Source organism: Neobacillus sp. PVCKKU3 (genome assembly GCF_058323225.1).
Map to the genome: position 1 here is coordinate 110878 of NZ_JBLVQN010000014.1, position 8018 is coordinate 118895.

Here is an 8018-nt window from a genome sequence, read left to right on the forward strand (position 1 = left end):
TTATTGGAATTTGGCCTTTTTGTTTATTTTTAAAAGTGGTGCGAGAAATCTGGAACGGTTGGCTTTTTTTCCTCTTCGATTGTCCGGAATAGATAAATATAGACCTTCTTGAGCCCGGGTCATAGCAACATAAAACAGCCTTCGTTCTTCTTCGAGTCCGGAAAAGTCCCCGTTTCGACTTGTTTCCAATGCGTAGTCGTGCGGGAGGCTGCCATCGACTGCGCCAAGCAAATATACATATTTATACTCAAGTCCCTTAGCCCTGTGAATAGTGCTTAAGGTGATAGCATCGCGAAAATGTTTGCTTAAATTTTTTATTTCCTTATTCATCGCTGCCATATGTTCAGCATGTTCTAAAAAAACGTCGATCGTGTCAAAGCTTTTCGCCGCCACTTTTAAATCCTTCAAATCATCTGAGCCTTTTTCGATTTGATTTGCCTCGTTGCCGCGCTTTTTAAGAAAATCCAGGAAGCCTATTTCCTTTTCAATCTTTTCAATCGCTTTTGCAGGTGTCAAGGTTTTAAGGGCGCGAATCAGCGGAACTGCCTTTTTTAATTTTTTTTCCTGAAAGGCATGGGATGTTTTTAAATGCATCAGTGCCTCAAGGAGACTGCAGTCCTGAAGGATACTAAGTGCTTTCATGTCCTTCAGGGCCGATTGTTTTAAAAATAATAATGGCAAAATTTCTGTCATGCTGTTTGGATCTTCTTCATTTAAGCTGACCTTTAAAAAGGCTAGGGCGCATCTGATGATATAACGGTCATAAAAGGCTTCAGCATCCATATCGATTTTAAAAGGGAGATTCGAACCCGCCAGCCGTTCAAACACGGCCCTTGAAGCAGCATTGGTCCGATACAAAATCGCAAAATCAGCGGGATTTGCTCCGTTCGCAATCCGCTCAGAAATATCAGTGACAATCATAGTGGCTTCCTCCTCTTCGTCAAAAGGGAAAAAAGTAAGTGGCCTTTCAACGCTAGAAAATTGCGCCTGCATTTTTTTTGCTTTTCTCAATTTATTAGCAGAAATTACTTGATTGGCGGCCGAAACAATCTCATGAGATGAACGGTAATTTTGTTCAAGCGTTACTGTCTTTGATGAATGAAAGTCCATTTCAAATTCAAGCAGAAAATTTGGGTCGCTTCCTCTGAAGGAGTAAATGGCCTGGTCATCGTCACCAACAGCACAAACATTTTTGTGCTTTTTCGATAGTAGTTTAATCAATTCATATTGAACTTTGTTGATGTCCTGAAACTCATCGATTAAAAAATATTGAAATCGGTCTTGATAATACTCCAATAGGGCAGGAGTGGTTTTCAACAGCTGATAGCAACCGATCAGCATGTCATCAAAATCAAACAAACCTTCACGCTTTTTGTAATCCTCATATTTTTTATATAAAATTGCAGTTTTTTCTTCCCATTCTGATGCCGGTCTGACCTCTGCGGGGAGGAGCATCGTATTTTTCCATAGTCCAATTTGCTGCAGTGCTAGATCATAAGCAAATTCCTTTTCGGACAAATCGAGTTCTTTACCGGCCTCTTTCAAAATTCTATCCCGCTGCCACTCTTTTTTTAACAGCTTGTCAGAGGACCAACTGGCGGCATCGTGGAACATGAGAATCCGGTAAAAGATACTGTGGAACGTGCCGGTTATGAGCTGCTGGATTTTTTCACGCTTCATATTTGGATAGGAAAGAAGACGATTTTTCATTTCGGCTGCTGCTTTGGTGGTGAATGTAACCAACATTATGGTTCGAGGATCGATTTGTTTAGCCTCGAGCATGAACGCGGTCCGGCAAGTCAGCACTCTTGTTTTGCCGCTTCCGGCACCGGCAAGCACTAATAAGGGGCCTTCCGTATCTATTACTGCTTTCGTCTGACTATCATCTAAAATAACTCCATTTGCTGATAGCTGCTGCAAATAGGGGGGAAGGCTTCCTGGAGAATTTGTTTGTGTTTGCTTAAACGGAACTTTATATTCGATAGGTTTTGCTGTTTTAAATTTTACAGGAGCAGAATTTTCTTCTGTAATGGTTCTGCCCTGGGGAATTCTAAACCCGTTTCGTTCAATATAGTGATTTTCTGTTTGTGGCTGAAGCCCTGTGTCAAGTCTTTCTTGTACCGGACAGCTCTTTTGCGGTAAAGAATGGTGGAAAAAATGGGGGTCACTCAGGATTCCCAGATACAGCTGCACCTTTTCTTTACAAGTAGGACAAGATAGTTCGCCTCTTTTTCCGGCGATGTAAATAGACTGGAATTGCTCACGATTGAGCTCGTCAATCACAATATTCCGATTTCGATAAACTGCTGTTTTCATTTTTATAACCCTCTATTTTGAAATAAGACATGTTCTATCATATCAAAACCTGGAATGGTGGGAAAGAAGTTTTGAAGAAAACCAATAAAAAGCACCTGCCAACCTTAATGTTGGCAAGTGCATATTTTTATAAATTCTTTACCATTGTTTTGTGTGGAATTCCGGCATCCATGAATTCCTCTGAAACTACCTCGTAGCCCAATTTTTCGTAAAAGGGGATGGCATGTGTCTGGGCGTTAAGTTTTAGCTTTTGGAAGTTTTTTTCCCGGGCATGGGATTCGATTGTCTCCATAATGGCTTTACCGGCACCAATGTTTCTAGCCTCTTTGAGTACACAAATTCGTTCAACCTTTCCATAGCCCTCAACATTTCGGAATCGTCCGGCCCCTACTGGACTGCCTTCATGGTACAACACAAAATGAGTGGCATCATTTTCAAATTGATCAATTTCCTCTTCAAAGGGGACGTTTTGTTCATCTACAAAAACTATTTTCCGAACTGTGTAGGCGTCCTCGAGTTCTTTTGGGTTTTCAACAACTTTTACTGTCACTTAGAACTATTCCTTTCCAAACCGAAATGTTTCAGAAACTGTCCAAGAGCCGTTATCCAACTGGTAGAGGAGATGGAAACGGTCAATCGTTTCTTCGTGGTCAATTCTTTTCATACGCAGCGACCCGTAAACATCGGAGTGTTCATCATTGGATAGATTCTGGCCAATTGTAATATGGGGAACAAATGCGTATTCCGGATTTTGTTCGCTAAATTCTTTATTAACTTCTGCATGTAAGGAAGTTAGTTCTTCTGTCGGCTCAACTTTAAAGTAAATAACATTGTTAACCGGATGAAAAGAACTCACTTTAGTGGTTTTTAAGGTGAAAGGCTGCGTGTTGCCGGCAATTTTCCGCAGTTTATCGGCGAATTCTTTCACATCTTCCTCAGTTGCTTCAAAGGCATTTTTTAATGTCAAATGCGGTGTAATTAAAGCATAATGCGAATCGTAGCGCTTGCGATAAGAATTTGCAAGGTCTTGAAGCTTTTTAGATGGAAAAATAACAACTCCAAATTTCATAGCGATACCTCCGTATTAAGTAATGGGTTCTATCATAAGTCAAGGAATGACAAGGAAAATAGTGAGTAAAAATGGGTACTTTTTATTATAACAAATTTTCTAAATATAATAAATAATTCAAATGGCTTACTAGAACATCATTTTAAGTGCCTGTCGTAAGTCTGGCTGCCAATAGGTCCAAGTGTGATTTCCATTAAATTCTTCATAAAAATAACTAAAAGGCTTTTTGGAAAGGACTTTTGAAAGCTCTCGATTGGGTGTCAGAAAATCGCTGATTTTTCCATCTGTTGTTTTCACTTCAGTTTCGAGTTTTCCTATGACATGATAAATTTCCAGTGATAACGGCTCTGTATAATGCTTGGCAGCTTCTAACACAATCTCGTCCACATAGGGAGATTGAAGCAGCACTTTCCCAAACGTATGCGGGTATTGCAATGCAGTCATTAAGGAAACCGCTGCACCAAGCGAGTCCCCTATAAGTGCTCTGGTTGTCCCAACTTGGTAGGTTGGATACTCACTGTCCAAAAAGGGGACTAATTCATGTGCAAGGAAGCGTATGTATTGCCGGTTTTGGTCTCCGGCAGGATGATATTTTCTGCGGCGGTCCTTTACATTCTTATAGGGTACCCCAACAATAATTAAATTTTCCATTTCTTTTAAAGAAAGATACTCGTCTGCCACTCGACCAATTCGGCCAAGCTGAAAATAATCACGGCCATCCTGAGCAATCAGCAGCGAGTATTTATATAGCGGTGAGAAATTGGCTGGAAGGTAAATGAGCAGCTGCATTTCTTCTCCAAGTTCATTGCTGTAAAATGTTTGTTCTGTAATGGTACCTCTTGGATAATCCATTTTGAAAAATCCCCCCGAGTTCAACTGTTTTACAAAAAGAATTTTACCATAATGAAAGTGGAAATGCAGATATGTGTGTAAGGATAAGGGGGGCAAGGCTTGAGGATTAATGCAGGTAACGGCTTTTATGATGCTGATCAGGCATGATGGAAAGAATATTATCCCGTTTAAAGGTACGGATTTGTTTCCGCAGCAGGCAGTAGGCGCGAATGTATTCGTCAGTTACTTCTTTAATTATTAATCTTCGCTGGGTAATTTCCTGGTTTTCGGCAAGATAAATCATCTCCAAAGGAATATTTTCTTCGATGGAACGAATAAACAGGCCATCCATTTTAAAACTCCTCCTTTCTATAAATCATTATAACCGAACATTAGTTCTTTAATCAATAAAAAGAGGAATGTGTGTTCTGTTTTTTTAGAGGGGTATTTAATGAAAAATTGTTATTGACTTTTTTGTTTTTTTTACTATAATAATATTTGTAGCTTAAATATTGATCTGTTAGCTCAGCTGGGAGAGCGCAACCTTGACAGGGTTGAGGTCGGGGGTTCGAACCCCTCACAGGTCATCATTAATCCTAACATCTGCTGATGTTAGGATTTTTATTTGTCTTGGAAATGATGGGAAAATAAATACTAAAAAAGCAAACTTTAATCAAAAGCTTGCTTTTTTGGTTCAGCGAATTTTTTTATTATAGCTTTTATAATAAACCCTACCACAACCCCGGGTATGACAAACAACATTGGCAGCCAGACTGGTCCAAACAGAACACCAAAGATTTTTAATTTCGGAGAATACATACAGCCGACCGTGACAAAATAAGCGGCAAATACGAAGGGAAGAAAGGAATATCTTTCACTGCCTCCGCCTCCATCCTTATACGCATCCCACATCGCAAAGAAATATAAGCAAGGATAAAACATCAGCCACTGATAATCAGTTAAAGCAATTGCCTTTTCAATCTCTCCATGAAAGCTTAGCATGATGATGGTATTGAAATTTGCTTGTGTATTCACCAGAATTTCTAAAAATACAAACAAGAAACCTTTAAGATATTTTTTATTTAATAATTGCCCAAACCCCGGAAGGGCAATGCTCCAAAATAACTTTTCAATTGGATTTGACAAGCCAACTTCCCCTTCCAAGGATATACCTTTAGGACTAAATACTCATTTTTAAAGTAAACATATATCGTACTAATCAGTTTGTCCCGGATTATCATGGAATATGACAGACAATTAGGTACGGTTCAATAATTTTTTATTGGTGCTTAGGCTCAAAAGGTTTTAAAAAAAATTGAAGAATATAACAAGTTTCAACACAATTCTTTTTCTCCTTTTGTTATTATGTAATCGTTTACATAGGAAGGGGGATTTTTTTGATGAAGGATATTGCTTATTTTAGGACTCCGCAAAGTATCGTTTATGGAAAACAGGCATTTAACCGAGTAGGAGTGGAAGCCGCAGGATTAGGGGATAGAGCGTTAATTATTTCAGACAAAGTCATGAATCACCTTGGCGTTGTTGATAAATGCAAACAGTTATTAGCAAATCATGGTGTTCAAAGCCGTGTATTTCTAGGCTTAGACTCTGAACCGACAGTCAACTATGTTTCTGAAGCACTTGAGCAGTTCAGTTTGGAAAAGTGTAATTTACTTATATCCATTGGCGGCGGCAGTTGTATCGATACCGCCAAAGCAGTTGCTGTATTAGTAACAAACGGAGGGGATATTGGTGACTATGCAGGCGGCAGAAAAATGGCCGAAGCGATGCCAATCCCGCATATTGCGATTCCTACCACAGCCGGAACAGGTTCAGAAGCAACTGATGTCACGGTCATTACCGACCCTTCCACGAATGTAAAAATCATGGTCAAACAACCGGCGTTCATGCCTTCAATAGCTATAGTCGACCCGCTCTTAACCATTTCCTCACCGCAGCATGTAACTGCCGCAACAGGCGTGGATGCATTAAGCCATGCCATTGAAGCATATCTTTCCAAAAAAGGGCATCCTATGACAGATTCGCTGGCATTATCAGCCATGAAACTCATTGTCCAAAATCTTTATCAAGCTTATACGAATGGAGAAAACCTTGAAGCAAGGGAAGCCATGTCGCTTGGCGCGCTTCAGGCAGGAATGGCGTTTTCCAATGCGTCTGTATGTCTGGTACATGGAATGTCGAGGCCGATTGGGGCGCTGTTTCATGTTCCACATGGGTATTCCAATGCCATGCTGCTTCCGGCTGTACTTGAATTTAGTATGGATTCCTGTATTCACAGGCTATCCGATTTAGGGGATATCTTTGCCCCCAACCATTCCAATCGTTCAAAAGAAGAAAGGGCGAAATTTGCAGTAGAATCGGTCAAGCAGCTATGTTCTGCTTTAAAAATACCGAATTTAATGGAGTGGGGAATCGACAGACATAAATTTACCGGCGCCATCAGTAAAATGGCCAAGGATGCATTAAATAGCGGCAGTCCAGCCAATAATCCAAAAGTCCCCACACAGTGGGAAATTGAACAATTATACCGTATATGTTATGAATATGATTTCTCGGTTAAAGAAATAGTATGAATGCTTCATTAAAGCCATTGTTTTTTTACAATGGCTTTTTTAATATGTAAGAAGGAAAAGTCAAAGAAAGAAGGAATTGAGTGTGAAATATATAAACATTGCCAATACCGATTTAAAAGCTTCTAACATGATTATGGGCAATATGCGGTTAACCTCGTTATCGGTGCCAGAGGCAGAAAAGTTAATCCGTACGGCTTGGGAAGAAGGGATCAATTTCTTTGACCATGCCGATATTTACGGAAGAGGTAAATGCGAAGAAATATTTTCTGACGCCATTCAAATGAATTCCCAAATTCGTGAAAACATGATTTTGCAGAGCAAATGCGGGATCCGTTTGCCGGAAGGCTTTTTTGATTTTTCAAAGGATCATATCCTGAATTCTGTTGAAGGTATCTTAACACGTTTAAAAACGGACTATCTTGATATTCTCCTTTTGCACCGCCCTGACCCGCTAATGGAGCCTGAGGAAGTTGCTGAAGCTTTTCAACAGCTTCATACAAGCGGAAAGGTAAAATATTTTGGTGTGTCGAACCACAATCCGTCCCAAATTGAACTGCTGCAAAAATACATACCATTTAAACTGGTGATCAACCAGCTCCAGTTTAGCATCGCCCATACTCCGATGATTGACTCGGGAATTTCCTTAAATATGAAAATTGATCAGGCTATTAATCGTGATAGCAGCATTTTAGAATACTGCCGTTTGAACGATTTAACCATTCAAGCATGGTCCCCATTTCAGCACGGCTTTTTTGAAGGTTCATTCCTTGGGGATTTGGAACATTTTCCTGAATTGAACAAAACTATTGACGGAATTGCTGAAAAATACGGTGTCACCAACACTGCGATTGCGGTTGCATGGATTACCCGCCATCCGGCCAACATCCAGGTCGTACTCGGAACAACCAATCCAGGTCGAATGCACGATGCCTGCATGGGATCTGAAATCAAATTAACAAGAGAAGAATGGTATCAAATTTATAAAGCAGCGGGTAATATTGTGCCTTAATTTATATAAGAATAAATCCAACCTTTTAAATGCCTTTCAAATCTATATCATTAAGCGGAAATAAGCTAAGCTAAAAAGACCTGTCCTTATTTTGGGACAGGTCTTAGGCTGTCGAGAAACTCTCGACAGCCTTTATTTTATTTATTTCCTTTATCAATTCACCGCGTTAACTCCGTTATAATATAATTGATAATTCGTT

8 protein-coding genes and 1 tRNA gene are annotated in these 8018 nt (G+C 39.8%); 3 read left to right on the forward strand and 6 right to left on the reverse strand.

Features of this window, described 5'->3' with window-relative positions; all coding sequences use genetic code 11:
* From ACNQGS_RS11830 to ACNQGS_RS11850, 5 genes are all read right to left on the reverse strand, one after another.
* Nucleotides 1–2316, reverse strand: a complete 2316-nt coding sequence (locus ACNQGS_RS11830; RefSeq protein WP_491487452.1) for a UvrD-helicase domain-containing protein — start codon at nucleotides 2314–2316, stop codon at nucleotides 1–3.
* Nucleotides 2317–2443: 127 nt separating this feature from the next.
* Nucleotides 2444–2866: a GNAT family N-acetyltransferase gene (locus tag ACNQGS_RS11835; RefSeq protein WP_491487453.1), complete on the reverse strand. Its 423-nt coding sequence runs from the start codon at nucleotides 2864–2866 to the stop codon at nucleotides 2444–2446.
* A 6-nt stretch (nucleotides 2867–2872) separates the two neighbouring features.
* Nucleotides 2873–3385, reverse strand: coding sequence for a YjcG family protein (locus ACNQGS_RS11840; RefSeq protein WP_423801521.1), 513 nt, complete (start codon nucleotides 3383–3385; stop codon nucleotides 2873–2875).
* 129 nt (nucleotides 3386–3514) lie between these two features.
* Nucleotides 3515–4237 (reverse strand): alpha/beta hydrolase, encoded by a 723-nt coding sequence (locus ACNQGS_RS11845; protein ID WP_491487454.1) that lies wholly within the window; start codon nucleotides 4235–4237, stop codon nucleotides 3515–3517.
* A gap of 106 nt (nucleotides 4238–4343) precedes the next feature.
* A complete protein-coding gene (locus ACNQGS_RS11850) occupies nucleotides 4344–4568 on the reverse strand; it encodes a hypothetical protein (RefSeq protein ID WP_491487455.1) in 225 nt (74 codons plus the stop codon).
* 162 nt (nucleotides 4569–4730) lie between these two features.
* On the opposite strand from ACNQGS_RS11850, the gene ACNQGS_RS11855 reads away from it, so the two are divergent.
* Nucleotides 4731–4803, forward strand: a tRNA-Val gene (locus tag ACNQGS_RS11855).
* 82 nt (nucleotides 4804–4885) lie between these two features.
* Here ACNQGS_RS11855 and ACNQGS_RS11860 read toward each other — a convergent pair.
* Nucleotides 4886–5362: a hypothetical protein gene (locus ACNQGS_RS11860; protein ID WP_491487456.1), complete on the reverse strand. Its 477-nt coding sequence runs from the start codon at nucleotides 5360–5362 to the stop codon at nucleotides 4886–4888.
* Between the two features lie 254 nt (nucleotides 5363–5616).
* On the opposite strand from ACNQGS_RS11860, the gene ACNQGS_RS11865 reads away from it, so the two are divergent.
* Together ACNQGS_RS11865 and ACNQGS_RS11870 are read left to right on the forward strand one after the other, a co-directional pair.
* A complete protein-coding gene (locus ACNQGS_RS11865; RefSeq protein WP_491487458.1) occupies nucleotides 5617–6810 on the forward strand; it encodes an iron-containing alcohol dehydrogenase in 1194 nt (397 codons plus the stop codon).
* Between the two features lie 82 nt (nucleotides 6811–6892).
* Nucleotides 6893–7819, forward strand: coding sequence for an aldo/keto reductase (locus tag ACNQGS_RS11870; RefSeq protein ID WP_491487459.1), 927 nt, complete (start codon nucleotides 6893–6895; stop codon nucleotides 7817–7819).
* Nucleotides 7820–8018 lie beyond the last annotated feature (199 nt).